General features: G+C 73.1%; 24 protein-coding genes. 4 read left to right on the forward strand and 20 right to left on the reverse strand.

The features are described 5' to 3' along the window. Nucleotides 1–93: 93 nt before the first annotated feature. The 5 genes from IE225_RS04660 to IE225_RS04680 all read right to left on the reverse strand — a co-directional run bounded on the left by IE225_RS04660 (nt 94) and on the right by IE225_RS04680 (nt 5,070). Nucleotides 94–615, reverse strand: coding sequence for an NUDIX domain-containing protein (locus IE225_RS04660; protein WP_190056002.1), 522 nt, complete (start codon nt 613–615; stop codon nt 94–96). Then, on the reverse strand, nt 612–2,033 hold the full coding sequence (locus IE225_RS04665) for an FAD-dependent monooxygenase (protein WP_190056003.1): 1,422 nt from the start codon (nt 2,031–2,033) through the stop codon (nt 612–614). Before IE225_RS04665 ends, IE225_RS04660 begins: the two co-directional genes overlap by 4 nt. 81 nt (nt 2,034–2,114) lie before the next feature. Continuing rightward, nucleotides 2,115–3,290, reverse strand: coding sequence for an MAB_1171c family putative transporter (locus IE225_RS04670; protein WP_190056004.1), 1,176 nt, complete (start codon nt 3,288–3,290; stop codon nt 2,115–2,117). Then, nucleotides 3,287–4,573: an MAB_1171c family putative transporter gene (locus tag IE225_RS04675; RefSeq protein ID WP_190056005.1), complete on the reverse strand. Its 1,287-nt coding sequence runs from the start codon at nt 4,571–4,573 to the stop codon at nt 3,287–3,289. Before IE225_RS04675 ends, IE225_RS04670 begins: the two co-directional genes overlap by 4 nt. After that, nucleotides 4,570–5,070: a toxin gene (locus IE225_RS04680; RefSeq protein ID WP_190056108.1), complete on the reverse strand. Its 501-nt coding sequence runs from the start codon at nt 5,068–5,070 to the stop codon at nt 4,570–4,572. Before IE225_RS04680 ends, IE225_RS04675 begins: the two co-directional genes overlap by 4 nt. Nucleotides 5,071–5,489: 419 nt before the next feature. On the opposite strand from IE225_RS04680, the gene IE225_RS04685 reads away from it, so the two are divergent. After that, entirely contained in the window at nt 5,490–5,786 is a 297-nt protein-coding gene (locus IE225_RS04685; RefSeq protein ID WP_229879235.1) for a hypothetical protein, read from the forward strand. A 322-nt stretch (nt 5,787–6,108) separates the two neighbouring features. Here the strand turns inward: IE225_RS04685 and IE225_RS04690 are convergent, their stop codons facing one another. The 10 genes from IE225_RS04690 to IE225_RS04735 form a co-directional block, all read right to left on the reverse strand. Next, on the reverse strand, nt 6,109–6,291 hold the full coding sequence (locus IE225_RS04690; protein WP_190056006.1) for a DUF397 domain-containing protein: 183 nt from the start codon (nt 6,289–6,291) through the stop codon (nt 6,109–6,111). Further along, nucleotides 6,288–7,151: a helix-turn-helix domain-containing protein gene (locus tag IE225_RS04695; RefSeq protein WP_229879236.1), complete on the reverse strand. Its 864-nt coding sequence runs from the start codon at nt 7,149–7,151 to the stop codon at nt 6,288–6,290. Before IE225_RS04695 ends, IE225_RS04690 begins: the two co-directional genes overlap by 4 nt. Nucleotides 7,152–7,421: 270 nt before the next feature. Next, nucleotides 7,422–9,116 carry a pyridoxal phosphate-dependent aminotransferase gene (locus IE225_RS04700; protein ID WP_190056007.1) on the reverse strand — a complete coding sequence of 565 codons (1,695 nt, stop codon included), beginning with the start codon at nt 9,114–9,116 and terminating at the stop codon, nt 7,422–7,424. 268 nt (nt 9,117–9,384) lie between these two features. Next, complete coding sequence (locus tag IE225_RS04705) at nt 9,385–10,539, reverse strand: aldose epimerase family protein (protein WP_190056111.1); 1,155 nt, start codon at nt 10,537–10,539, stop codon at nt 9,385–9,387. 172 nt (nt 10,540–10,711) lie between these two features. Further along, the gene (mmsB, locus tag IE225_RS04710; protein ID WP_190056008.1) at nt 10,712–11,956 is read right to left on the reverse strand and encodes a multiple monosaccharide ABC transporter permease; all 1,245 of its coding nucleotides are present in this window, start codon (nt 11,954–11,956) and stop codon (nt 10,712–10,714) included. Then, nucleotides 11,953–13,512: a multiple monosaccharide ABC transporter ATP-binding protein gene (mmsA, locus tag IE225_RS04715; RefSeq protein WP_190056009.1), complete on the reverse strand. Its 1,560-nt coding sequence runs from the start codon at nt 13,510–13,512 to the stop codon at nt 11,953–11,955. Before mmsA ends, mmsB begins: the two co-directional genes overlap by 4 nt. Before the next feature lie 32 nt (nt 13,513–13,544). Beyond that, a complete protein-coding gene (chvE, locus tag IE225_RS04720) occupies nt 13,545–14,657 on the reverse strand; it encodes a multiple monosaccharide ABC transporter substrate-binding protein (RefSeq protein WP_190056010.1) in 1,113 nt (370 codons plus the stop codon). Nucleotides 14,658–14,877: 220 nt separating this feature from the next. After that, the gene (locus IE225_RS04725) at nt 14,878–15,849 is read right to left on the reverse strand and encodes a hypothetical protein (protein WP_190056011.1); all 972 of its coding nucleotides are present in this window, start codon (nt 15,847–15,849) and stop codon (nt 14,878–14,880) included. A 173-nt stretch (nt 15,850–16,022) separates the two neighbouring features. Next, a complete protein-coding gene (locus tag IE225_RS04730) occupies nt 16,023–17,027 on the reverse strand; it encodes a zinc-dependent alcohol dehydrogenase (RefSeq protein ID WP_190056012.1) in 1,005 nt (334 codons plus the stop codon). Continuing rightward, nucleotides 17,024–18,187: a mandelate racemase/muconate lactonizing enzyme family protein gene (locus tag IE225_RS04735; protein ID WP_190056013.1), complete on the reverse strand. Its 1,164-nt coding sequence runs from the start codon at nt 18,185–18,187 to the stop codon at nt 17,024–17,026. Before IE225_RS04735 ends, IE225_RS04730 begins: the two co-directional genes overlap by 4 nt. 202 nt (nt 18,188–18,389) lie before the next feature. On the opposite strand from IE225_RS04735, the gene IE225_RS04740 reads away from it, so the two are divergent. Beyond that, a complete protein-coding gene (locus tag IE225_RS04740; RefSeq protein ID WP_190056014.1) occupies nt 18,390–19,463 on the forward strand; it encodes an SCO2400 family protein in 1,074 nt (357 codons plus the stop codon). 148 nt (nt 19,464–19,611) lie between these two features. Here IE225_RS04740 and IE225_RS04745 read toward each other — a convergent pair whose 3' ends face one another. Beyond that, a complete protein-coding gene (locus IE225_RS04745) occupies nt 19,612–19,968 on the reverse strand; it encodes a hypothetical protein (RefSeq protein ID WP_190056117.1) in 357 nt (118 codons plus the stop codon). A gap of 221 nt (nt 19,969–20,189) precedes the next feature. Next, on the reverse strand, nt 20,190–20,636 hold the full coding sequence (locus IE225_RS04750) for a MarR family winged helix-turn-helix transcriptional regulator (protein ID WP_190056015.1): 447 nt from the start codon (nt 20,634–20,636) through the stop codon (nt 20,190–20,192). Nucleotides 20,637–20,739: 103 nt separating this feature from the next. On the opposite strand from IE225_RS04750, the gene IE225_RS04755 reads away from it, so the two are divergent. Then, nucleotides 20,740–21,762, forward strand: coding sequence for an NADP-dependent oxidoreductase (locus IE225_RS04755; protein WP_190056016.1), 1,023 nt, complete (start codon nt 20,740–20,742; stop codon nt 21,760–21,762). Nucleotides 21,763–22,005: 243 nt separating this feature from the next. Here IE225_RS04755 and IE225_RS04760 read toward each other — a convergent pair whose 3' ends face one another. Then, nucleotides 22,006–23,166, reverse strand: a complete 1,161-nt coding sequence (locus IE225_RS04760; RefSeq protein ID WP_190056017.1) for a serine hydrolase domain-containing protein — start codon at nt 23,164–23,166, stop codon at nt 22,006–22,008. 144 nt (nt 23,167–23,310) lie between these two features. Here IE225_RS04760 and IE225_RS04765 point away from each other — a divergent pair, with 144 nt between their 5' ends. Then, nucleotides 23,311–24,153 (forward strand): EI24 domain-containing protein, encoded by an 843-nt coding sequence (locus tag IE225_RS04765; RefSeq protein ID WP_190056018.1) that lies wholly within the window; start codon nt 23,311–23,313, stop codon nt 24,151–24,153. On the opposite strand, the gene IE225_RS04770 is transcribed toward IE225_RS04765, so the two are convergent. After that, nucleotides 24,107–24,733: a PA0049 C-terminal domain-containing protein gene (locus IE225_RS04770; protein ID WP_506004975.1), complete on the reverse strand. Its 627-nt coding sequence runs from the start codon at nt 24,731–24,733 to the stop codon at nt 24,107–24,109. The genes IE225_RS04765 and IE225_RS04770 overlap by 47 nt on opposite strands. Further along, entirely contained in the window at nt 24,634–25,239 is a 606-nt protein-coding gene (locus IE225_RS34265) for a PA0049 family protein (protein ID WP_506004976.1), read from the reverse strand. Before IE225_RS34265 ends, IE225_RS04770 begins: the two co-directional genes overlap by 100 nt. Nucleotides 25,240–25,379: the final 140 nt, after the last annotated feature.

The raw sequence follows: 25,379 nt of genomic DNA on the forward strand, positions 1-25,379 counted from the left end.
CCGCTGCCTCGGACGGCCGGCAACCGTCCCACCGCCGGCCTCCGGCCCCGTGGATCACCCGTGCTGTGCGCGTGACGGGTGGGGCACTGTTGATCACAGGGCGGGCGCGCCGTCGCGGAGGTACAGCGGCCGTCCCGCGTCCAGCGCCTTCAGGGCGTGCTCGAACCGGCGCCGGACGCGGTCCCGGAGGCGACCGGCGGCCTCGGCGACCGTGACGAAGGAAGCTTCGGACAACTCGTCGTCCCGTGGCCGGAGTTGATCGGCCTGCTCCTCCTCCAGGGTGCCGCCGTCGAAGACGAACGCGAGCTGATCGTCCCAGGGGCCGTGCGGGGCCACCCAGTCCACCACCAGCAGCCCGAGCAGCGTGACGCGTACGCCGAGTTCCTCCATCAGCTCACGGCGTACCGTGTCCTCCGGCGGCTCGTTGGCCTCCGCCATCCCGCCGGGCAGATCCCATCCCGGTTTGTAGGTGGGGTTCACCAGGAGCACACGGCCGGACGGGTCCCGTAGCAGCACATCGGCCGCCACGCGCTTGCGGGCCTGCTGGGCGTTGCCCTCGGCGAGGTACGCATTCCACGCGTCGGTGTCGGAGGGATCGGGCGCTGCGGACCTCACGGTCGGTCCTCCGCCCCCGTCCGGTCCAGTTCCCGCAGGATCTTCCGCTCCTGGGCCGTCAGCGGCGGTCCGGACAGCGGCGGCAGCGGCGGTCCCGTCAGGGCCGACAGGAGGGCGCCGGGGCGGAAGAGGCGTTCCGCCCCCGCCTGCATGCTCGTCACCTCCCACAGGGCGCTCGCCGCGGTGAACGACCCCGTCGCCGCCCGCGTCAGCCGCCGTACGTACCGCGTGGCGAGCCGGTCGGTCAGGCCGGGGCGGCCGCCGCGCACGCCGGGGTACCAGAGGTCCTGGCTGACGGCCATGGTCCAGGCGGCCTCGACGGGCCGGGCCGCGCCCCGCAGGACGCGCCGGGCGAGCCCGGGGCCGTGCGGCCCGGTGCGGCGCAGCTCCTCGGCCAGGACCCGCGCGCCCAGCGCGGCGACGGACATGCCCTGCCCGTAGGCGGGGTTGTACGTGGCGAACGCGTCGCCGAGCACGACGAGCCCCTCCGGCCAGGCCGGCGCCTTCTCCAGGTGGCGGCGCACGTTGCGGGTGCTGCGGGTGACGTGCACGCCGGTGAGGGGTTCGGCGCCGGAGACGAGCCGGCCCACGATGGGGTGGGGCAGGTCGAGGGCGTAGCGCAGGAAGCCGTCGGGGTCGGCGGGCGGTTCGCCGCCGCGCGTGCCGGCCAGGCTGACCATCCACCGGTCGTCCTCGATGGGCAGCACCATGCCGCTGCGCCCGGGCCGGGAGAGGAAGGGGTTGGCGTTGACGATCGTCAGCGGGAAGCCCTCCGCGCCGGGCGGGACGCGGTAGACGCGGGTGGCGTTGACCAGCCCGGAGTCCACGGACCGCTCCCGTACGCCGGTCACGCCGAGCCGCTCCAGCCACCGCATGATGCGCGAGCCGCGCCCGCCGGCGTCGACGACGAGGTCGGCCGGGAACGTGTCCTCGGCGCCGTCGGCGGCGTCGGCGGCGACGCGCACGCCGGTCACGCGTTGCGCGGTGCCGGTCAGTTCCAGCGCCTCGGCGCGGCGGACGGTGACATTGCCGGTGCGGGCGAGGACGGCGGTGCGCACCGCCCAGTCGAGCAGCGCCCGGCTGCACGTGATCATGCGGGGTGTCTCGGGGCGCCAGCGCCGGAACCATCCCTCGGAGGTCAGCGTGACCATGCCGGTGCCGAGGGAGACCTCACGCGCGCCCGCCGCCAGCAGGTGCCGGCGCAGGTCGAGGCCCGGCAGCAGCGCGTCGGCCGCGGCCAGCCCGCCGGCCATGAGGAGGTGGGCGTGCCGCCCCTGCGGCAGGCCCTTGCGGTGCTCGGGCCCGTCCGGCAGGTCGTCGCGGTCCAGCACCAGCACCTCGTCGACGGCGGGGGACAGCGCCGCCGCGGCGAGTATGCCGGCCACTCCGGCACCGATGACGACAGCTCTGGTTGACATGGGGCTCCTCGTGTTCGGCATGGCGTCAGCCATGGGAGGTGTTCGGCATGGCGTCAGCCATGGGAGGTGTTCGGCATGGCGTCAGCCATGGGAGGTCCTGACCGTGCCGTCGCGCACCGCGGCGACGACCGGGGAGTGCGTGAGCGCCCGGGCCAGCTCCACGAGCGCGTCGGTGCCGGAGGTCCGGGTGGCGCGCAGGCGGTAGCTGCTGGGCAGGCCGGGCGGCTCCTGCCGGGCGGCGGCCCGGCGCGCGGCGTCGGCGAGCATGGCGGCCTCGGCCACCGTGCTCGCCTCGCGCGGCCCGGCGCCCCCGCGCAGGGCGGTGCCGTACGCGGCCTCGCGGACCCGGTCGTCGAAGTAGGGGGCGAGCGCGAGCAGCGCGTCGTGGATCGACACCTCCCGCCAGTGCAGCCGCTCCTGCGGAAGCTGCCAGAAGGAGGCGTACGGCTTCGGCGCGGTGGAGGCGAACCGCACCTGCGCCCACAGCGGCCCGAGCGCCCGGTAGGCGCCGAGGCTGCGCCAGTGCGCGACGGCGGCGGGCACCAGCTGGGGCAGGACGTAGCCGGCCGAGCAGGCCAGCGCGCCCAGCGAGGCCATGGGCGGGGCCACGATGGTGGACAGGAAGTCCAGGTCGCCGCCGGCCCACCGGGCCACCAGCGCCGCGTACTTGGCGGCCTGGAAGCCGACCACGTCCAGCAGCGAGCCGAGCAGGATCAGCCGCAGCCCGGTGCGCAGCAGCCCGGTGACCTCGCGGGCCCACTTGACGCACAGCACGCACATCACCGTGGTCGCGGCGCTGTGGCCGAGCAGGTACAGCAGGATCATCTCGCGCGCGCAGGGCGTGTTGGCGTAGTACGTGTCCAGGTCCCGTAACCGCTCGACGGGCGTGTCGGCCAGCGTGAACAGCACCACGACGGCGACGATCACCGCCCCGTAGGCGGCCATGCACCGCAGCACGGTGCGCCGGACCCGTTCGCGCGGCCCGCCCCGCCAGTTGATCAGCAGGATCAGCAGGGAGCAGCTGTAGGCGGTGAGGACGCCGTAGGTGAGGGGCGCGCCGAAGTTGGGGACGCCGGTGAGGCGGTTGACGGTGGACAGGGTCGCCGGGGCGGCGCAGAAGAACACCAGGGCGCCCAGGGCGACGGCCACGCACGTGGACGCGGTCAGCGGGTCGCGCAGCGCCGCGCGCGGCCCGCGCAGCAGCAGCAGGCAGGCGGCGGTGAGCACCAGGGCCCCGAGGTAGACGACGAGACTCATGCCGCCCCCTCCGCGGAGGCGCCGCCGGCCGGGCGGGTCCGGGCCAGGGGCGGGGAGGCGGTCAGGGCGGCGGCGATGCGCAGCAGGGCCGTCTGGTCCGGCAGGCGCCCGGCCGGGGCGGACGGGGCCGGGGCGACGGGGGCCGGGGCGCCCCCGCTCCCGGGCGCGGCGGCGTGCTCGCGGTCGTGGGCGTGCTCGCGGTCGTGGGCGGGGGCGCGATCGTGGGAGGGAGCGCGGTCGTGTGCGTGCGCGCGGTCGTGGGCGCGTTCGTGGCGCACGGCGGCGGCGATGACCGCGGCCCAGGCGGTGGCCTCGGCCCGCTCCGGGTCGCCGGTGGCGGCGAACGCCGCCCGCCGGGTCCGCGCGTACAGGTCCCGGTCGTAGAAGGCGTCGAGGTAGCCGAGCGCGTTGTGGATGCTGGTCTGACGCCAGATCAGCCGGGTGCCGGGCGAGGCCCAGCGGGGCCGCGGCAGCCGCAGCGACCGGCGGGTGAGGACCTCGTCGAGCTCCCGCTCCAGCGGGCCCAGGCGCAGGTAGGCGCGCCGGCAGCGCTGCCGGTCGGCGAGCCGGGGCCCGGCCAGCGGGAGGACGATCCCGGTCACCGTCAGCAGCGCGCCGAGCCCGGCGGCCACGGGCGAGACGGTCGTACCGAGCCCGGACCAGTCGCGGCCGCACCAGCGGGCGACGACGGCGACCAGCTTGGAGACGCTGTACCCGGCGCCCGCGAGCGTGCCCGTGCCCATGACGACGAGGCCGGCGCGCAGCCAGCCGCGCACGTGCCGGGACCAGCACAGCGAGGAGACGGTGGCGCTCACGGCGGCGACGAGGTGCCCCAGCAGGTAGAGCAGGATCATCTCGCGGATGTACGGCGTGTCCGCGTAGTAGGTGTCCAGGTCGCGGCGGCGCTCCACGGGTGCGTCGCCGAGGGCGAAGGTCACGGCGACGCCGGCCAGGACCAGGGCGTAGGCGCCCACCCAGCGGCGCGCGGTGCGGCGCACCCGGGGGCCGCCCCGCCAGTGCACGATCAGCACCTGGGAGGCGGCGCTGTAGGCGGTGATCGAGCCGTAGGTGAGGGGGGCGGCGAGGTTGGGGACGCGGCCGAGGCGGTTGACGGCGCCGATGGTGGGCGGCGCGCCGAGGAGGAAGCTCAGGCCGGCCAGGCCGAGCACGGCGCACAGGGCGCGCAGGTAGGGGTCGCGGCGGTGGCGTATCAGGTCGGGGGCCTTCACGGCCAGGCCGAGCCACAGCACGCCGCAGCTCACGTAGTTGAGGACGCCGCTCACCGTCTGGTCCCCCGGTAGTTGAGGGCGGCGCCGATACGGGCGGCCAGGCCCTGCGGGGCCTCGTCGCCCCGGGCGGCGTACACGGAGTCGGCCGACGCCTCCAGTAAGGTGCGCAGCCGACGGCCCATCAGCATGCCGAAGCGGTCGGCCTCCTGCTCCTCGGCGAGGCTGAAGTCGGTGCGGGCGGCGGCCGGCCGGTCCGCGCCCGCGGCGCCGGACGCGTCCGGCGCCTGCCGGTACATGTGCCACACCTCGTGACAGAAGATCACGATCTGGTGCCAGACGGCGGCGCGCCGGTCGACGACGACGTCGTCGTGGGTCTCGCGGTTGAGCCACAGGCCGCTGGCGAGATGCGGCGGGAAGACCTCGCGGTGCAGGACGACCTCCCGGCCGCGCCAGGCGCTGACGGACTCGACGAGGGCGTCCAGGAGGGCCTCGGGGTCGGCGGGCACCGGCACCCGGATGGGCTCGACGAGGGTGTCGGCGAGCCGACGCATCTCCTTGTTCGCACCGTTCATGCGGAACGTACGCACCCTGCCCCCCGTGGTCACGCGGTCACCCGTGCAATATGCCAAGCCGGAGCCCGCGTCGGCCACCTTCCGCGGGAACATGCCCGGTTCACGCCGCCGGGCGGACGCGCCGCCGACGGAACGTCACCCTCTCTTCGCCGCGTCGAGGGCACCGCGCCGACCGGCACCCGGCCTGGCGGCGCTCCTGGAACCGCTGTCGTGGAACGTGATCCGGCGCGCCTGACGACCCGGCGGATCCCACCGCCCCACCGGGACGACGGGACGACGAGGCCCGAACAAGCGACCGCAAACGCGTTCCCCCGCGGCCGGACAGGCCGCACACTGGTGGCACCGGGTGAACGCCGTCGCTCCCGTACGGCCGTCACCCGTCTCCTGGGGGCCCCGTGATGAACCGTCCGGGCGGACATGCGCCCACCACCCGCGCCACCACCGAACGGCTCACCCGCGCCGTGCGGTGGGCGGAACGGCTGCTGTGCTGGACGCTGGCCGCCGGCCTGGCCGCCGCGGCCGTCGAGGCGCTCGTCCGGCCGGGCGCGGCCTGGTGGCGGGCCGGGTGGCCGGTGCCGTGGTGGCTGCTGCCGGGCTGGGCGGCGCTGTGGGCGATGCTGCGGGCGCGGCAGAAGCGGTGGCTGCGGGCGGCGCGGTACGACGTGCCGGAGGGCGGCTTCGACCGGGCCGCCTGACCCGGCGGACACCGACGGGGCCGTACGGAAAGCCCGCATGAGGCCCTCGGCACGGGCGGAGCACCCGGCACGGACGGCCCCGGAGACCACCGTACGGCAGGACGGCGGCCCGATGCGGACGGAGACGGCGGCCGCCGCCGCACGGGACGTCCCGCACAGGTTCCTCGAGGGGAGCCTCGGCGGCCCGCGCCGCGTGAGGTCGTCGATCGGCTGCGGTCCCGCCGTCAGGTGATCCTCAACCGGTGGAATCCGCCGGGGACGAAGCTGCGTGCGGAACCGTCCCGCGCTCCACGACGTGTGCGCGCCTCGACGGGGCACGCGGTCACTTGGCGACGTAGGTGACGAAGTCGGCCCAGGCGGTGGGGGAGAGGGCCAGGCGCGGCCCCTGGCGGTCCTTGGAGTCACGGATGTGGACGGTGTGGGGAAGAGGGGCGACCTCGACGCAGTCGCCCTGGCTGCCGCTGCTGTAGCTGGACTTGCGCCAGTTCAGGTCCCGCGTGCTCATAGCGATCCTCGCATTCGCTCCAGCAGGCGCCTGGAATCCTCGGGGGTGAGGGCCTGCGAGCGCAGTTTTGCATACCGTTGGTGGAGGAGGCTGATCGATTTCCGGTCCATGATGAGGCGGCCGTTCTCCTGCCCTTCCGAGTAACCGAACCACCGGTTGTCCGGCGTCTCCAGCAGTTGCAGCGGGCCGTCCAACCCCGCATGCGTCGCCTGCCGCAGCGGCATGACCTGCACTTCGACGTTCCAGTGCCGGCCGGTCACCTCCAGCAGGTGGCCGAGCAGTTCACGTGTGACCTCCTCACCGCCCGTATGCCGCTCCAGCACCGCCTGTTCGATGACGAAGCTGAAGGCGCACGGCGGTTTGCGCCGGGTCGACAGCAGCTCCTGCCGCTCCAGTCGCGCGGCGATACGCTGGTTCAGCTCCTCCTCGTCAGGAATCGGGGGCACGCTGAGCGAGACGGCGCGTGCGTACGCCTCCGTCTGCAACAGGCCCGGCACGACCCGGCATTCGTACGTGCAGAGGCTGATGGCCGTCCTCTCCAGCCGCGCCCACTGCCGGAACCACGCCGCCAGCCCCGGCTGCCGTGCCAGACACCCCGCCGCCGCCCGCAGCGCCCCCGTGTTCCCCAGCGCCTCCTCCGCCCGTTCCACGAACGCCGGGTCCGGCATCCGCCGGCCCAGTTCCACGGACGCCACCGTGTGCTGGGAGTAGCGGACGTGCTCGCCGAGTTGTGCGCGGCTCAACCCGGCATGCAGACGCAGCGCCTGGACGACCGCGCCGAACGTCCGCAGGCTGTCGGACGACTCGGGCTCCCCGCCCGCGCCCGCCGTGCCCGTCGCCCCCACCGCGTCTTCTGTCACTGCCGGTCACCTCCAGCACCCATCGTCGCCGCAGGTAATCGAACATGTCCACAGAGTCACCATGTGCGGCGCTCCGGCGTACGCGGATGGGTGTCGGTGGAGCGGAGGCGGGCGGTCGATCCTGCACGACAGCGGCGGGGACCTGATCGTCCACCACTCCTACGACCGACGGCGACGACGGCACGCCCGGGCTTGGTATCAACATGCTGGGCTGGGGCGGTGGATGGCCCGTCGCCCGCTGACGCCGGCGGGCCGGGCGCGCGCCGCGGCTCAGCCCGCCGCGGCCGGCCAGCTCTGCTGCGGGTCGGGCCAGTTGCCCTGCTGGGCGGCGCCGGGCCAGCCGGTGGCCGGCGCCGTCTGCAGGCCCTGCGCGCCCGGCGCCGGCGGTGCCGTCATGCCCCGCACCTGCGCGGCCGTGAGGCCGCCGCGGGCCGGGACCCCCGGCGGGGTCGGCCCGGTCGCCGCGGCCGCGGCGGGAACCGGCGTGGGGGCCGGAGCGGGAGCCGGAGTGGGGGTCGGCGCAGGCGTCGGTGTGGGCGTCGGCGCCGGTATCGGTGTGGGCGTGGGCGTGGGCGTGGGCGTGGGTGCGGGGGCGGGGCGTGGGGCCGCCGGGGCCGGTGGGGCGGCCGCCGGCAGCGGCATCCCGCCGGAGCCCGGCTGCGCGGCGGGCGTCGCGGCGGGGAGCGGCATGCCGCCGCCGGCGGCCGGGGCGGGGGGCAGGGACGGGGCGGCGGCCGCCTGGGCGGCCGGCACCCGCAGGCCGGACCCGTTGGTCTGGCTCACCAGCCGGTCCACGGCCGCCGTACCCGAGCTGTAGCCGGTCCCGTGGCCCGGCCCGGGTACGGCGGCCTGGCTTCCGGACCCGTAGAGCACCGACTCCAGGCCGGACACCAGGCGACGCACGTCGGTCTGGGGGCGCACCACGAGCCGCAGGAAGCGGCTGGAGGAACCGATCTTGTTGCCGCACTCGCGGACCAGGATGCGGTGCTCGGTGAGCAGCCGGTCACGGACCACGGTGCCCTCGGCGCCCACGGGCAGGCGCACGAAGAGGAAGTTGCCCTGGGAGGGGTAGACCGTCAGGCCGGGCAGCGCGGAGAGCCGGCTCGCCATCTCCAGACGGTCGCGGCGTACCTGCTGCAGGCTCTGCCGGTACTCGGCGCCGTGCTCCTTGAGCATGAAGACGACGTGCTCGGCGAAGGAGTTGAGATTCCACTTGGGCAGCATGGAGCGGACCTTGCCGGCCAGGGCCGGGTTGGCGACCAGGTAGCCGAAGCGGATGCCGTGCAGGCCGAAGTTCTTGCCGAGGCTGCGCAGCACGACGACGTTGGGGCGCAGCATCGCCTCCTGCACGACGGAGGGTTCGGCCTCGGCGTCGGCAAACTCCAGGAACGACTCGTCGATCACCACCAGGTCCAGGTCGGCCAGGGCGTCCATGAACTGGACCACTTGGTGGCGGTGGACGTAGCCGCCGTCGGGGTTGTTCGGGTTGCAGATCACGGCGACGCGGGTGCCGCGGGAGCGGATGAACTCCGCGTACTGCGCGAGGTCCAGTGCGAAGCCGTTCGCCTCCTGCAGCGGGAACATGTCGACCCGCTTGCCGGTCTCCATGGGCTGGTCGGTCCAGCGGCCGAAGGTGGGCACGGGGACGGCGAGGGACTCGCGCACCAGCAGGTGGTCGATCCAGGTGATCAGCTCGGTGGAGCCGTTGCCCATCGCCACGCACTGCGGCGGCAGTTGCAGCAGGCCGCACAGCTCGGCGGTGATGGTCTCCGCGCTGCTCGGGTAGTACGTGAGGATGTCGCGCAGCCGCCCCGCCATCTCCTGGAACATGGCGGGGGTGGGGAAGTAGGGGTTGCAGGGGATGCAGAAGTCCACCGGGCCGGCCCCGTCGCCCTCGCGCGTCAGCGTCGCCATCGAGGGGCTGTGCGCCGTGTTGCGGAACAGCGAGGTGACGTTGTCAGCCAAGGGAACCTCCGTCTGTGGGCGGCCCGCGCGGGGGAGCGCGGGCCGCCCATGGATACGAAGGCGGGGGTTTCGTCGTTCAACGTGGGGGAAAAAGAAGGCGGCTTGGGGAACCGCGCGCCGTTCTTCCGCGTCACGGCTCCCCACGTCACGCCCCCGAAGGCACGCCCCCGAAGGCACGCCCTGAACGCACGGCTCCGAAGTCAAGGCTCCTGACGTCGCGGCTCCCGGCGTGGAAGGGCCCGGCACCGAAGGGCCCGACGCCGCGGCCTCACACGCCGAAGGTGTGGATGGTCGTGGTCCGGTAGGTCCGGCCCGGGCGCAGCACCGTCGACGGGAAGTGCGCGTGGTTCGGCGAGTCCGGGAAGTGCTGTGTCTCCAGGCAGAGCGCGTCGCCCTGCCGGTAGGCGCGGCCGGAGGTACCGACGAGCGTGCCGTCGAGGAAGTTGCCGGAGTAGAACTGCAGGCCCGGCTGGTCGGTGGCGATCCGCAGGGTGCGGCCGGAGCGCGGGTCGCGCAGGGTGGCGACGGGCTCGGGCCGGGCGGTGACGCCCTTGTCCAGGACCCAGTTGTGGTCGTAGCCCTTGGCCTGCACCTGCTGCGGGTGGCCGGCGCGGAGGTCCCGGCCGATCGGCTTGGCGCGGCGGAAGTCGAAGGGGGTGCCCGCGACCTTCGCCAGCTCCCCGGTGGGGATGAGGCCGGAGTCGGTGGGGGTGTAGCGGGAGGCGGCGATGGACAGCTCGTGGTCCTCGATGCTGCCGCTGCCCTCGCCGGCCAGGTTCCAGTAGGTGTGGTTGGTGAGGTTGACGATCGTCGGTCTGTCGGTGGTGGCCTCGTAGTCGATGCGCCACTCGCCGCGCCGGTTCAGGGTGTACGTCACCTTCGTCCGCAGCGTGCCCGGGTAGCCCATCTCGCCGTCGGCGCTGGTGTAGTACAGGCGCAGTCCGACGTCGGTGCCCTCGGTGAACGGCTCGACGTCCCACACCCGCTTGTCGAAGCCCTGGGTGCCGCCGTGCAGGCTGTTCTCGCCGTCGTTGACGGACAGTTGGTAGGTCTTGCCGTCCAGGGTGAAGCGGCCCTTCGCGATGCGGTTGCCGTAGCGGCCGATGAGGGCGCCGAAGTACGGGCTGGAGGTGACGTAGTCGTCGAGGGTGTCGAAGCCCAGGGAGACGTTGGCGTAGCGGCCGTGGCGGTCCGGGATCTCCAGGGAGTGCACGATGCCGCCGTAGGACAGGACCGTCAGCCGGGTCCCGCCGTTGTGCAGCGACCAGGCGTACACCTTCGTGCCGTCGGCGAGTGTGCCGAAGAGCTTCTTCACCGGCCGTGCGCCTCCCGCCCGCGCGGCGTGCGCCGTGCCCGGCAGGGTGGCGGCGGTGAGGCCCGCGGCCGCGGCGCCCGCCATGACCGTTCGTCTGCTCATGTCCATCTCGTGCGGCTCCACTTCGTTCTCGTCGGGAAACTGCGGAAAACGCTGGACGTGCTGGACGTGCCGGATGTGCTGGACGTACTGGATGTGTCGGATGTACTGCACGTACTGCACGTGCTGTACGTGCCGGAAAAGGAACCGGGCCCCGCCCTGCGGCGGGGCCCGGACCGGGTCACGAACCGGACTTGCGCTTGTTCCACACGTCGAACCCGACCGCCGCCAGCAGGGCCAGGCCCTTGATGACCTGCTGCCAGTCGGTGCCGACGCTGAGCAGGTTCATGCCGTTGTTCAGCACACCGAGGACGAGGCCGCCGATGATCGCGCCGAGGACGGTGCCGACACCGCCGCTCATGGACGCGCCGCCGATGAACGACGAGGCGATGGCCTCGAGTTCGTAGTTCAGGCCCGCCTTCGGGGAGGCCGCGTTCAGGCGGGCGGCGACCACCAGACCCGCCAGGGCCGCGAGCACGCCCATGTTCAGGAAGACGCAGAAGGTGACCTTTCTGTCCTTCACGCCGGACAGCTTGGCCGCCGGCAGGTTGCCGCCGATGGCGTAGATGTGGCGGCCGAAGATGGTGTTGCGCATGACGTAGCCGTAGCCGACCACCAGCACGCCGAGGACGATCAGCACGATCGGCGCGCCCTTGTAGCTGGCCAGCAGCAGCGTGACGACCAGGATCGCGGCGGCGATGGCGGCCAGCTTGAGCAGGAAGAAGTTCCTCGGCAGCACGTCCAGCGAGAACTCCTGCTGGCGCCTGCGGTCGCGGATCTCCTGGTACACCGCGAAGGCGATGAGGACCAGGCCGAGCAGCAGGGTGAGGTTGTGGTAGTTGGTGTCGGGGCCGACCTCCGGCAGGAAGCCGTTGCCGATCTTCTGCAGCCCGTCGGGGAACGGGCCGAGGGTCTGGCCCTCCAGCAGGATCTCCGTCAGACCGCGGAAGAGCAGCATCCCGGCGAGGGTGACGATGAACGACGGGATGCCGAAGTAGGCGATCAGGTATCCCTGCACCGCGCCGGCCACCGCGCCGGCCAGCAGGCAGATCACCGTGGCCAGCGGCCAGGACATGCCGTGCTGCACGGTCAGCACGGCCGCCGTCGCGCCGACGAACGCGGTCAGCGAGCCGACCGACAGGTCGATGTGCCCGGCGATGATCACCAGCATCATGCCGATCGCCAGGATCAGGATGTAGCTGTTCTGCAGCACCAGGTTGGAGACGTTGCGCGGCAGCAGCAGGTCGCCGTCGGTCCACACCGCGAAGAGCGCCACGATCAGACCGAGCGCGATCAGCATGCCGTACTGCCGCATGTTGCGGCGCAGGCCGTTCAGCACCAGGCGGAGCAGGCTCCCGCCCCGGGCCGGTCCGCTTCTGCCCGGCGGCGCGGGGGCCGGGGTCTTGGCGGTCACATCCGTGCTCATCGCGTCACCTCTTTGTCCTGCGTGTCCTTGGTCATGTGGCGCATCAGCACTTCCTGCGTGGCCTCGGCCCGCGGCACCTCGCCCGTCAGCCGCCCGGCGGCCATGGTGTAGATGCGGTCGCACATGCCGAGCAGCTCGGGCAGCTCGGAGGAGATGAAGACGACCGCCTTGCCCTGCGCGGCGAGTTGGTCGATGACCGTGTAGATCTCGTACTTGGCGCCCACGTCGATGCCGCGGGTCGGCTCGTCCAGGATCAGCACGTCCGGACCGGCGAAGATCCACTTGCTGAGGACGACCTTCTGCTGGTTGCCGCCGGACAGCTTGCCCACCGGTTCGAAGACGGTCGGCGCCTTGATGTTCATGGACGTGCGGAAGCCCTCGGCGACCTGCCGCTCCTCGTGCTCGTCGACCACGCCCCGCCGGGCGACCTTGTCCAGCGCGGTCAGCGAGATGTTGCGGTGGATGGTGTCGATCAGGTTCAGGCCGTAGTGCTTGCGGTCCTCCGTGACGTACGCGATGCCGTTCCCGATCGCCTCCGCGACGGTCCGGGTGCGGATCTCCCGGCCGTCCTTGAGGACCGTGCCGCCCGCGTACCGGCCGTAGGAGCGCCCGAAGACGCTCATCGCCAGCTCGGTGCGGCCGGCGCCCATCAGGCCCGCGATGCCGACGATCTCCCCGCGGCGCACGTGCAGCGACACGCCGTCGACCACCTTGCGGTGCTGGTCGATGGGGTGCAGCACGGTCCAGTCGCGGATCTCCAGGGCCGGTGCCGCGCCCTCCTCGGGGCGGTGCGGGGTGCGCTCGGGGAAGCGGTGGTCGAGGTCGCGGCCGACCATGCCGCTGATGATGCGGTCCTCGGTGGTCTCGGGGGCCCGCACGTCGAGGGTCTCGATGGACCGTCCGTCGCGCAGGATCGTCACCGAGTCGGCGACCCGGCGGATTTCGTTCAGCTTGTGCGAGATGATGATCGAGGTGATGCCCTGCTTCTTCAACTCCAGGATGAGATCGAGGAGTTTGCCGCTGTCCTCGTCGTTGAGGGCCGCGGTCGGCTCGTCCAGGATCAGCAGCTTCACCTCCTTCGACAGGGCCTTGGCGATCTCCACGAGCTGCTGCTTGCCCACGCCGATGTCGGCGACGCGGGTCTCGGGGTGCTCGTCGAGACCGACCCGGCGCAGCAACTGCGTGGCCCGCCGCAGCGTCTCGTTCCAGTTGATGAACCCGCGCGTGGCGAGCTCGTTGCCCAGGAAGATGTTCTCTGCGATGGACAGATAGGGCACCAGCGCCAGTTCCTGGTGGATGATGACGATGCCGCGCTGCTCGCTCGCCCGGATGTCCTTGAAGCGGCAGAGCTCTCCCTCGAAGTAGATCTCCCCCTCGTACGTGCCGTGGGGGTGGACGCCGGAGAGCACCTTCATCAGGGTCGACTTCCCGGCGCCGTTCTCCCCGCAGATGGCGTGGACCTCGCCCTGACGAACCGTCAGCGTGACGTCCGACAGTGCCTTGACACCGGGAAAGGTCTTGACGATCGAGCGCATCTCCAGGACGGGTCCCGCCATGGTCGTGCCTTCCAATCCGTAGGGGCGGGGGCTTACTTGAGCTCGGCCTCGGTGTAGTAGCCGCCGTCGATCAGGACCTTCCGGTAGTTGGTCTTGTCGACGCTCACCGGCTGCAGCAGGTAGGCGGGCACGACCTTGGTGCCGTTGTCGTACGTCTTGGTGTCGTTGACCTGCGGCTTCTTGCCGTTGAGGACGTCGTCCATCATGGTCGCGGAGACCTCGGCGAGTTTGCGGGTGTCCTTGTAGACGGTCTGCGTCTGCTCGCCCGCGATGATCGACTTCACCGAGGCCAGCTCGGCGTCCTGCCCGGTGACCACCGGCAGCGGCTTGCTCTTGGTGCCGTAGCCGTCGGACTTCAGCGCCGACAGGATGCCGATGGAGATGCCGTCGTAGGGCGACAGCACCGCGTCGACCTTGGCGGACTTGTAGGACTTGGTGAGGATGTCGTCCATGCGCCGCTGCGCGGTGGCGCCGTCCCAGCGCAGGGTGGTGACCTGGTTCAGCCGGGTCTGGCCGGAGCGCACCACCAGTTGCTTCTTGTCGAGGTACGGCTTGAGCACGTTCATCGCGCCGCCGAAGAAGTACTTGGTGTTGTTGTCGTCGTTGGAGCCGGCGAACAGCTCGATGTTGAAGGGGCCCTTCTTCGAGCCGTCCTTCAGGCCGAGCTTGTCGAGGATGTAGGTGCCCTGCAGCTCGCCGACCTTCTCGTTGTCGAAGGACGCGTAGTAGTCGACGTTCTTGGTGCCCAGGATCAGCCGGTCGTAGGCGATGACCGGGATGTTCTGGTCCGCGGCCTCCTGCAGGACGTTGTTGAGCGACTTGTTGTCGATGGCCGCGACGATCAGGCCCTTGACGCCCTGGGTGATGAGGTTCTCGATCTGCGAGACCTGCTGGTCGGGGTCGTCCTCGCCGTAGACCAGCTTGGTCTTGTAGCCCTTGGCCCGGAGGTTCTTGACGAGGTTGTTGCCGTCGGAGATCCAGCGTTCGGAGGACTTGGTCGGCATGGCGATGCCGATGGTGCCCCCCTTGGCGCCGCCCTTGTCCTCCTTGCTGCCGCCCTCGCTGTTCTGGCCGCAGGCGGACAGGGTCAGGGCGAGGGACGCGGCGGCGGCTATGGCGGCGAGGGCGGCTCTGCGATTGCTCATGGTCGTCTTCCTTGGTGGGGCGCGGGACCTGGACGGGCGGTACCAGGTCGGGTGGAGGGTGGGTGGGTGCGTGTCGTTCGACGACAGGTGGTGTGGGATTGTGTTCGGCTGCGTCGCGTTTTGTGAAGGGGGTGGGTCAGGAACGTTATGCGGGCGTGTCAAATTGCTTCAGTGATCCGGGCGGCCGAACCGCCTCAGCGAGCCGGGCAGTCGCATCACCTCAGCGGTCCAGGCAGTCGAACCGCTTCAGCGATCCGGGCAGCCGCGATCCGAGCGGCGCCATGTCGCCGTCGGCGCCGTGCCGCGCCAGCAGGTCCAGGGCCAGGCGCCCGCGCCGCACCCGTTCCCGCGCGGTGGCCAGGGTCACCTCGCGCAAGTGGTGGCCGTAGGGGTAGATCCCGGGCGCCTTCGACAGGCCGAACTTCAGGTACAGCGGGGCGCCGCGCCGGATCAGCTCGGCCACCTCGTACATCCGCACGTAGCCGCCGAGGTCGTCCGGCGCCTCGATGTACAGGTCCATCGGGGCCGCCGACACCCGCCGGATCTCGGTGAGGTGATCCGGCGTCAGGTCGCTGGGCACGTTGATGGAGTCGGCCCCGAGCCGCTCGTAGACGGCGTAGGAGGCGGGGTTGACCGGGCCGATCAGCGCGGAGACCTTCAGTGTCGTGTCGGCCGGGAGGAGGCCGGCCGTGCGCGCCCGGTGCAGTGTCCACAGCACGCCCTCGTCGGCCACCAGCAGGCACTTGACGCCCAGTTCGGTGGCCCGCACGGCGTCCTCGACGCAGCCGGCGAGCGCGTCGTGGCCGCGGGCGCGCAGCCCGGCGCCGCGCGAGTCGCTGCGCACCGAGCCGCCGATGTCCCAGGTGCCGCGCGGGCCGGTGAACAGGCACAGCTCGATGTCCCGTTCGCGGGTGGCCTCGACCATCTCGGTGATCTCGGCGTCGGTGAGCATCCACACGCCGCTGCCCTGGCTGATCCGGTGGATCGGCACGTCCAGCCGCGCGGCCTCCTTCAGGACCACCGCCAGCGCCTCCGGCCCCTCGCAGGAGGGGATCTCGGTGCGCCAGCGGCCGCCGCCGGGGAAGGAGTGCGGCGAGGCGTCGGCGGGGTCGGGGGCGGGTGCGGCCAGACCGAGGGCGGCGAGCACCTGCTGGCCGGGCCGGCGGGCTGCCGGGGCGGATGCGTCGGTCACAGGACGTCCTTCGTGTTCGGTATGTCGGACAAGGTTCGCGGCTCGGGGCGCGGGTGCCGGGCGGCCGGGGCGGGTGCCTGGCGACCGGGGACGGGGCCTGGTGGTACGCCGGTGCGGGTGCCTGGTGGTACGCCGGTGCGAGGCCGTCAGGTCACCCCCGTACCGGCGCGCGTTCAGGGGTGGAGCAGCACCTTGCCCACCTTCGGATCACCGGAGCCCACCAGCTCGATGGCCCGCGCGAACTCGGCCAGCGGCAGGTCGTGCGTCACCAGCGGCAGCGGATCCAGCAGCCCCGCGGCGAACATCCGCACCGTGTGCGCCCAGGCGTGGGGCGGCGCTCCGAAGACGGTGTGCACCTCGAGCTGCCGCACGACCAGGTCGGTCGGGTCGAGCCCGTCGGCGCCCGGCGCCGGGATGCCGGTCAGCACCAGCCGTCCGCCGCGCCGCAGCAGCCCGGCCGCGATCCGGGCCGCGTCCGCCGACCCGGCGGTCTCGATCACCACGTCGACGTCGTCCGGGAGCGGCTGGTCCTTGGTGGAGAAGTCCGTGGCGCCCCAGCGCCGCGCCAACTCCTCCCGGTCCCGCCGGGTGCCGACGGCCGACAGCGCGCGGGGGGAGACGGCCCGCAGGAACTGCACGGCGAACATGCCGAGCGTGCCGGTGCCCACCACGGCCGCCTTCTCCCCGGGCCGCACGTTCGCCTTCAGCGCGGCGGCCGCGACGCAGGCGGCGGGTTCGAGGAGGGCGGCGGCCGTCAGGTCGGCGTCCTCGGGCAGCACGTGCAGGAGGCGGGCCGGCAGGGTCAGCGTCGGCGCCATCGCGCCCGGCTGGGTGAAGCCGGTCTCCTCGTACCCGGCGGTGCACAGCGTCGTCTCGCCGGCGTGGCACCGGTCGCACACCTGGCAGTTGCGGAAGCCCTCGCCGACGACCTTGCGGCCCACCAGCGCCGCGGGCACCCCGGCGCCCACCGACTCCACCGTCCCCGACCACTCGTGACCGGGCGTCAGCGGGTAACGGACGTATCCCTCGGGCCGGTTGCCCTGGTAGACCTCGCGGTCGCTGCCGCAGATCCCGCTCGCGTGCACCCGCACCAGCGCCTCGCCCGGACCCGGCTCGCGCGGGGTGTGCGCGGCCAGGTGGAAGGAGCCCGGGGCGTCGACGACGACGGCGGTGCTCATCGGCCGTCCTCCGGGTTGCGCTTCTCCCAGCCCTCGGCCCACAGGTCGAAGTGGGCGCGCTGCTGCGGGAATTCGGCCGCCGCGTCGGTGTCCAGCTCGACGCCGAGACCGGGCGCGTCGGAGAGGTGGAAGCAGCCGTCCTCCGGGTTCACCTGCGGCGCGCCCTTGACCACCTGCTTGATCTCCGCGTCCGCGAAGTCGTTGAAGTGTTCCAGGATCTTGAAGTTCGGCGTGCTGAAGCCCACGTGGAGGCTGGCGGCGGTGAGCACGGAACCGCCCACGTTGTGCGGTGCGACGAGCACGTAGTGCGTCTCGGCGGTCGCCGCGAGCTTGCGGGTCTCCCAGATGCCGCCGATGTGGCCGAGGTCGGGCTGGATGATGTCCGCGGCCTGGTTCTCGAACAGCTCGCGGAACTCGATGCGGTCGTGGATGCGCTCCCCGGTCGCCACCGGCTGGTCCACCTTCTCGGCGACCTTCTTCAGCGCCTTGAGGTTCTCCGGCGGCACCGGCTCCTCCAGCCACGCCGGCTTGAACGGCGCCATCTCCTTGGCCAGCCGCACCGCGGTGGCGGGGGAGAAGCGGCCGTGCATCTCCAGCATCAGCTCCACGTCCGGGCCGATGGCGTCGCGGACCGCCTCGATGAGCGAGACCGCGTACCGGGTCTGCTCGTGGTCCAGCTCGAAGCGGCCGGTGCCGAACGGGTCGATCTTCAGCGCCCGGTAGCCGCGGGCGACGACCTCCCGGGCGGCCTTGTGGTACTCCTCCGGGGTGCGCTCGGTGGTGTACCAGCCGTTGGCGTACGCCTTGACCCGGTCGGTGACCTTGCCGCCCAGCAGCTGCCACACCGGCACGCCCAGCGCCTTGCCCTTGATGTCCCAGCAGGCCGTCTCGACCACGGCGATGCCGGACATCACGATCTCGCCCGCTCGGCCGTAGTCGCCGTACTTCATGCGCTTGACGAGGTCTTCCACGGCGAACGGGTCCGAGCCGAGGATGTGGTTCCGCTCGGCCTCCCTCAGGTAGCCGACGAGGGCGTCGGTGTGTCCCAGCATCCGGGTCTCGCCGACTCCGGTGAGCCCTTCGTCGGTGTGCACCTGGACGTACGTCAGGTTGCGCCACGGCGTCCCCACCACGTGTGTGCTGATTCCGGTGATGCGCACGACAGTCGCCCCTCGTTGTGTTCGAAATTTCGTCACACGTTCGAAATGCTGGCGTGACAGTAAGGAGGGGGCGGGAGGGGTGTCAATGGGGCGGACGAGTAACGGTTTCGGCAAGCCGTTCGACGATTGCTTCGCTTCCCCACGTGATTTTCACAGGAACCTCTAGGCACGTTATCCGCCGGGAACCTACTCTTCCCGCGTCATGGACTACTGCCACGCCTGTCAACGTCACCTCAACGGCGCACTCGCCTGCCCGGGCTGCGGTGTGCCGGTGGAGACGCTGCGCGCGTACGCCCCCGCGCAGGGCGGACCGTACCCGGGCCGCGTGCCCGCGTACGCGTACGCCCACGCGGGCGCGGGCGACGGCGTCCGGTACGACGAGGCGGGCGCGGCGCCCTCCGGGGCCGTCCACGGCCACCAGGGCACCGCCTTCGGCGCCGGGGCCGGGGAGCCGTACGCGGCCGAGGGGCCGTACGACGGCCGGTCGGCGCACGGTGCCGAGCCGCCGCCGTACGCCGGCGAGCAGGCGTACCGCGACGGGCCGGGGTACGACGGCGAGGACGTCCCCGGCGACGACGGCTACGACACCCACGACGACGGCTACGACGACGACCCGGACCCGGACCGGCCGGCGGACGGCGGCGACGCTCCCGCCCCGCACGGCCGCGCCGCCGGGCGCCGGGGTTCCGGGCGCGGGCGGGACGCGGAGGAGTGGTCCGCCGAGGTGAGCCGGCGCGACCGCAAGGCCGCCGCGCACCGCAGACGCAGACGCCGCACGCTCCTGGTCACCGCCGGCTTCGTCCTCGCGGCGGGCGGCCTGAGCCTGGCCGAACTCGGCACGGACGCCCCGCTGTTCTCCAGCCCCGACCCGGCGCCGGCCGGCGGCGCCACCGCGGAGGGCGGCGTGGACGCGACACGGACCGGTGAGACGGCCCGGCCGCTCGACGGCACGGCGGGCGCCGGCGGCGGCACCGGGACGGCCTCGGCGAGCGCCTCGGCGTCCCCCTCGGCCTCGACGTCCAAGGCGGCCGGGGACAAGGAAAAGGAAAAGGACTCCGCCTCGCCGAGCGCGACCCGGAGCGCCTCCGGCACGACCGCGACGGCGACGACCGGCACGGGGACGGGCGGCACCACCGGCGGCGCCGCCTCCGAGCCCACCGCCCCGGCCACCGGCCGGCCGGCGAACACCCCGACCGCCGAACCGACCTCCCGGAAACCCGACCCGGCCCCGACCCCGACCAAGACGTGCGACCGCTTCCTGTGGTGGTGCACCTGAGGCGCACCCCGCCGACGGGGGCACGCGCCGGCCGCGTACCGCGGGTACGGCATGGCGGCCGGCGCGGCGGCGCACCGGGCCGTCCCGGCGGCGAGGCCGGGACCGGCGCCCGCAACGGTGCGGCGAGGGGACCGGACGGTGGGTCCGGTCATGACCGATTCTCCCGGGGGCGGGCTGCCGGAGGCCGGTTCTGGCGAGGGGGCGCCGGATGCCGGCGCCGCACGGTCGCGCCGACGCCGGTGCAGACGACCGTCAGTCCCAGGAAGACGGCGATGGACGGGTTGACGAAGGCGGGCACCAGGTCGTACGACGCGTTGCACTTCTGCGTGAGCGGGAAGAGCCGCTCGTCGTCGAGGGCGTAGGCCGGGTCGTACCGCTGGTGGAGGACCGTGGTGCAGAACTCCTTCTTGTCCGGCACGACCATGCGCCATGCGCCGTATCCGGACATCAGTGCCGCGAGGAGCAGGGAGATCCCCGCCGCGACGATCCAGTTCCGGGACCTCACCGTTTCCTCCGTACCGTCCTGCCGCGAGCTCTCGGACCCGTTCTCCGCATGTCGCGCGGGTCCCGGGTGTTCTCGTCGGGCCGGACCGCCCCGTCGCGGCCGCCGGGACCGGCCTCGCTCATCGGCCCGGTGACCGCGAGGCCGGGGGCGGCGTCGCAGCCGCCGTCGACGCCGTCTTCGCGGCACCCCGTGCGGCGGCGGGCGCCGTGGGCGATCCGGGATCAGACCGGCGGCTCCAGCATCCGCCGCAGCAGGCCCCGCAGGGCCTCCCGCTCCCCCTCCGACAGCCCCGCCAGCGGCTCGCGCGCGAAGCGCAGGGAGTCCCGGATCTCGCGGGCCACCTGCCGGCCCTCGCCCGTGGCGGCGGCGAGCTTCACGCGCCGGTCGGCCGGGTCCGGGCGGCGCTCGACCAGTCCGCGCGCCTCCAGCCGGTCCACGATGCCGGTGACGTTGGACGGCTCGCACTTCAGGCGCTGGGCGAGCCGGCGCATCGGCAGCGGCTCCAGGGAGAGCAGGCTCAGCAGCCGCGCCTGGGCGCCGGTGAGGGCGTGGGCGGCGGCGGCCTCCTCGTAGTCGGCGTGGAAGCGGGCCACGACCTCCCCGATGAGTTCGACGACCTCCAGGGTCAGGGCGTCGGGGCGGCGGGTCTTCGGCGGGGTGGCGGTCATGGGTCCAGGGTACCCGTTTGCTTGACAACCTGAAATATTCAGGCGCATGGTTGTTTCACCAACTGAAGCATTCCGAGTATGTACGCGAGGAGAGGCACAGACCGTGTCCGACACCCCCACCCTTCCCGCCGTCAGCCGTGAGTGGCACCTGCTCAGCCGCCCGGAGGGCTGGCCGAAGCCGGAGAACTTCGCCCTGGTCGAGGCCGAGGTGAAGCAGCCGGACGAGGGCCAAGTCCTGGTGCGCAACGAGTACCTCTCGGTCGACCCGTACATGCGCGGCCGGATGAGCGCCGCGAAGTCGTACGTGGAGCCGTTCGAGCTGGGCAAGGCCATGCAGGGCGGCGCGGTCGGCGAGGTCGTCGCCTCCAGGGCGGAGGGCATCGCCGTCGGCGACCACGTGCTGCACTTCGGCGGCTGGCGCGAGTACGCGGTGGTCCGGGCGGAGAACGCCGTGAAGGTGGACCCCCAGGCCGCGCCCCTGTCGGCGTACCTGGGCGTGCTCGGCATGCCCGGCCTGACCGCGTACGCCGGCCTGCTGCGCGTCGCCTCCTTCAAGGAGGGCGACGCCGTGTTCGTCTCCGGCGCGGCCGGCGCGGTCGGCAGCCAGGTCGGGCAGATCGCCAGGCTCAAGGGCGCCTCGCGGGTCATCGGCTCGGCCGGCAGCGACGAGAAGGTCGAGCTGCTCGTCGACGAGTACGGCTTCGACGCGGCCTTCAACTACAAGAACGGCCCCGTGTGGCAGCAGCTCAAGCAGGCCGCCCCCGACGGCATCGACGTCTACTTCGACAACGTCGGCGGCGACCACCTGGAGGCCGCGATCGGCGCGCTCAACCTGCGCGGCCGCGTCGCCGTCTGCGGGATGATCTCGCAGTACAACACGACCGAGCCGGTGCCCGGCCCGCGCAACATGGTCAAGATCCTGCAGAACCGGCTGCGCGTGGAGGGCTTCATCGTCGGCGACCACTACGACCTGCAGCCGCAGTTCGTCCAGGAGGTCGGCGCCTGGATCCGCTCCGGCGAGCTGAAGTACCGGGAGACGGTCGTGGAGGGCGTGGAGAACACCCTGGAGGCGTTCCTCGGCGTCCTGCGCGGCGACAACATCGGCAAGATGGTCGTCCGCCTCTGACCTCCGGTCCGGTCTCCGGCTCCGGCGCCCGCCTCCGATTTCCGGCTCGGACACCCGTCTCCGGCGCCCGCTTCCCGGCATCCGCTCCCGGTGTCCGCCGGAACCGCACCATCCGCCGGAACCGCACCGTGACGTCGCCCCGCCCGGCTCGTTGCGTACGGCGAAGGCCGCACCCTTGGACGTGGGGTGCGGCCTTCACCACTCACCGGCCCGACCCGGACCGGCGAGCGGCGGGCGCCGCCGTCAGCCCCGGCCCAGCGCCGCGCGGTGCACCGCCCGCGCCAGCCGGTCGTTCTCCGGGGCGGCGCCGCCCGGGAGGAAGGCGAAGCGGCGGCGGGTGTAGCCGTAGGCGAGACCGCTGCGGGGGTCGGCGAAGGCCTGGGAGCCGCCGGCGCCGCTGTGGCCGAACGCCCCGGCGCCCAGGAAGGGGTGCCAGGTGTCCGCGGTCATCTCGAAGCCCAGCCCGAACGACCTGTGGGTGCGCAGCACCAGGTCGTGGCCGACCGAGTGGTACTGCCCGAACTCCGCCACCGTGTCCGGCTTCAGCAGCGGCGCCTTGCCGTCCACCTCGCTGATCGCCGCCGCGTACAGCCGCGCCAGCCCGCGCGCCGAGGCGACCCCGCCCACGGAGGCCGGGCCCCTGGCGCGGATCACCGGCTGGTTCGGCAGGCTCTCCAGGTCGACCGGCTCGGCCGCGTGCCTGTTGAGGGCGATCGACGTCAGCGTGTGCGGGCCGCTCGGCAGCGCCTCCGGCAGGGCGCGCTGCTCGGGGGTCGGCAGCATCGGCTGCGCGTCGCGGAACCGCGGCTCGTGCGCGGCCGGCAGGCCCAGGTGGAAGTCCAGGCCGTGGGGCGCGCGCACCCGCTCCTCGTACACCTCCTGCAGCGTGTGCCCGGTGGCGCGGCGGACGATCTCGCCGGTGAGCGCGCCGAGCACCAGGGCGTGGTGGCCGAAGGCGGTGCCCGGGCGCCAGAACGGCCGCTGGTCGGCGAGGCGTTCGGCGACCGCCCGGTCGTCGGCCAGCTCCTCCAGGGTGAAGCCGGTGTCGGTGCCGATCACGCCCGCCCGGTGCGCGAGCAGCTCCCGCAGGGTCAGCGCGCCCTTGCCTTCGGCGGCGAACTCCGGCCAGTAGTAGGTCACCCTGCGGTCCAGCTCCAGCGTGCCGTCCTGCACGAGCAGCGCCACCACCAGGTGGGCGGCGCCCTGCGTGGACGAGTACACGCCGTACAGGGACCCGCCGTCGGCGCCCGGGGGACCCGCCCACAGGTCGACCACCCGCCGGCCGTGCACGTACGCGCACACCTGGCCCTCGTAGCCGGGCCGCTCCTTCGCCACCACGGCGGCGAACTCCTCCCGCACCGCCTCGAAGCCGTCGGCGACGGTGCCGTGGATCTCCTGGGCCATCCGTTCTCCTCACCAGCCGGGCCGACCGGGCGCGACCCGCTCGGTTCTTCCCCTTGTCTTCCCTTGTCCTCCCCACGCGGGTCCCCGGGATCGGTACGGCGGGACGGGCCCGTTCGACTCAACGGACCCGGGTAGGGTTCCCGCATGCGTGATCTCGGGGCGGGTTTCCGTTATCTCCTCCAGGGCCAGCGGTGGATGGCCCGCAACAGCCGGCAGTACGGCTTCGGCCTGCTGCCCGGTCTGATCACCCTCGTCCTCTACGCGGCCGCGCTGGTCGGGCTCGCCGTGTGGGGCGACGACCTCGTCACCTGGTCGACCCCGTTCGCCGACGGCTGGTCGGGCCCGTGGCGGGGACTCTTCCGCGGGTTCCTCACCGCCGTGCTGTTCGCCCTCGGCCTCCTCCTCGCCGTCCTCACCTTCACCGCGGTCACCCTGCTGATCGGCCAGCCCTTCTACGAGAACCTCTCCGAGAAGGTCGACCGCGACGCCTCCCCCGACGGCACCGCACCCGAGTCGGACCTGCCGCTGTGGCGCGAGCTGTGGGTCTCCGCCCGCGACAGCCTGCGCATCCTGGTACGCGCCGGGCTGTGGGGCGTGCTCCTGTTCGCCCTGGGGTTCCTGCCGTTCGTCGGCCAGACCGTCGTGCCGGTCGTCGGCTTCTTCGTCACCGGCTTCTTCCTCACCGAGGAGCTCACCGCCGTCGCCCTGCAGCGCCGCGGCGTGCACCTGCGCGAGCGCCTGGCCCTGCTGCGCTCCCGCAAGCCGCTGGTGTGGGGCTTCGGCACCCCGCTCGGCCTGGCCTTCCTGGTGCCGCTGGTCGCGGTCTTCCTCATGCCGGGCGCGGTCGCCGGCGCCACCCTCATGGCGCGGGGCCTGATGGGGGAGGAGACCGCCGGCGACGGTGACGGTGACGGCGGCGGTGACGGCGACCGCGGCGCGGTCACGCTCCCGCCGCCACCGCCAGGATCGCCCGCACCCGGGCGATGATGTCCAGCCGGTTGCGCACGAACTCCGGATCGGTGACGGCGCCCGTCGCCGGGCCGGTGTCGCCCGCGCCGAACCGCGGCACCGGCGTGTGCGCGTGCCCGCCCGGCAGCCGGCCGCGCAGACCGAGCCGGTCCCGCGGCGGGGTCGCCCGGTAGGCGATCTCGTTCGACAGGTGGTCCCCGCCGCTCCCGGCCCGGGCCGCCGACCCGGGCGTCGGGCCGCCGGGCCGGACGACGGGCTCGGTCCCGCCCGCCGGGATCTCCGTGACGCTCGTGTGGTCGTACACCGGGAACCGGCCGGTGTCCGCCGCGACGACGTCCCGGCAGGGCAGCGTGGTCGTCGTCCACTGCGGCCGCGTGGCGGGGCCGGCGACCGGGACGGTGCCGGTGCTGCTCGCGTTCTCGTTGTCCGGGAAGCCGCCCCGCCAGGCCCCGTTGGCGCGCTCCACGTCGAACCGGCCCACCCGGCCCTGACTGACCGTCACGAACGCGTCGACCTGCGGCAGGTACGGCCGCAGCGTCCGCTCCACCGTCCCCTGCGCGAAGTCCCGCCGGCGCACCGGGAACACGACCGCCGCCACAGCGCCGCGCCCCGCCGTTCCACGACACGCCGGGCCCGCGCGTAGGAGCGGACCCGCTCCAGCTCCCGGGCGCATTGCGCCGCCATCGCGTCGAATCCGGACCGCCGCAGGATCTCCCGCGGCACCGGGCCGTCCAGCCGCCGCTCCTCGGCGGTGGGCGCGAGCGCGGTGCCGGCCGCCGGCACCGGGACCGCCGGCAGGGCAAGAACGAGGAGACCGATGCGAAGGCGTGCGCGTGCCAAGGCGGTTGGTGTCCTTCCGTCGCCGTGGGGGAGTGCGCGCCGCCGGACGGCGGCGGTATCGCGTGACGGAAGCGGCGGGCGCCACGGTGCGTGCCCCGGGGCCGGCCCCGGGCGGCCCGTGCGTCCTCCCGCCGGATGCGCCGCCGTGACGGCGGTACCGGGACAGCGCGTCGAGGACACCGCCGTACCGCCGCGCCGCGCCTTCGAGACCCGGGACGGGAAGGCGAACGCGGGGGTCTTTGTGAAAGGTTCGTACGAGATCACGGCCGGACGGCCGATCGGGAACCGCCGTCCGGCGGGTGCGATTACCGTCTGACCGGGGAAGGCTCTCCCCGGAAGGTCTTCGGGGAAGGCTCTCCCGCGTCGGGGAAGGCGCTCCCCGTGGGCCGGCCCCGGTCCGGAAC

This window comes from Streptomyces echinoruber (assembly GCF_014651135.1).
Lineage (GTDB): Bacteria > Actinomycetota > Actinomycetes > Streptomycetales > Streptomycetaceae > Streptomyces > Streptomyces echinoruber.

Bases quoted from the DNA above. Each gene is read 5' to 3' on its own strand.
- IE225_RS04690 (WP_190056006.1), bottom strand. From the start codon at position 6,291: ATGAGCACGCGGGACCTGAACTGGCGCAAGTCCAGCTACAGCAGCGGC.
- IE225_RS04680 (WP_190056108.1), bottom strand. From the start codon at position 5,070: ATGCGTCGGCTCGCCGACACCCTCGTCGAGCCCATCCGGGTGCCGGTG.
- IE225_RS04750 (WP_190056015.1), bottom strand. From the start codon at position 20,636: ATGACCGCCACCCCGCCGAAGACCCGCCGCCCCGACGCCCTGACCCTG.
- IE225_RS04730 (WP_190056012.1), bottom strand. From the start codon at position 17,027: ATGAGCACCGCCGTCGTCGTCGACGCCCCGGGCTCCTTCCACCTGGCC.
- IE225_RS04740 (WP_190056014.1), top strand. From the start codon at position 18,390: ATGGACTACTGCCACGCCTGTCAACGTCACCTCAACGGCGCACTCGCC.
- IE225_RS04670 (WP_190056004.1), bottom strand. From the start codon at position 3,290: ATGAGTCTCGTCGTCTACCTCGGGGCCCTGGTGCTCACCGCCGCCTGC.
- IE225_RS04765 (WP_190056018.1), top strand. From the start codon at position 23,311: ATGCGTGATCTCGGGGCGGGTTTCCGTTATCTCCTCCAGGGCCAGCGG.
- chvE (WP_190056010.1), bottom strand. From the start codon at position 14,657: ATGAGCAATCGCAGAGCCGCCCTCGCCGCCATAGCCGCCGCCGCGTCC.
- IE225_RS04685 (WP_229879235.1), top strand. From the start codon at position 5,490: ATGAACCGTCCGGGCGGACATGCGCCCACCACCCGCGCCACCACCGAA.
- mmsB (WP_190056008.1), bottom strand. From the start codon at position 11,956: ATGAGCACGGATGTGACCGCCAAGACCCCGGCCCCCGCGCCGCCGGGC.
- IE225_RS04760 (WP_190056017.1), bottom strand. From the start codon at position 23,166: ATGGCCCAGGAGATCCACGGCACCGTCGCCGACGGCTTCGAGGCGGTG.
- mmsA (WP_190056009.1), bottom strand. From the start codon at position 13,512: ATGGCGGGACCCGTCCTGGAGATGCGCTCGATCGTCAAGACCTTTCCC.
- IE225_RS04665 (WP_190056003.1), bottom strand. From the start codon at position 2,033: ATGTCAACCAGAGCTGTCGTCATCGGTGCCGGAGTGGCCGGCATACTC.
- IE225_RS04705 (WP_190056111.1), bottom strand. From the start codon at position 10,539: ATGGACATGAGCAGACGAACGGTCATGGCGGGCGCCGCGGCCGCGGGC.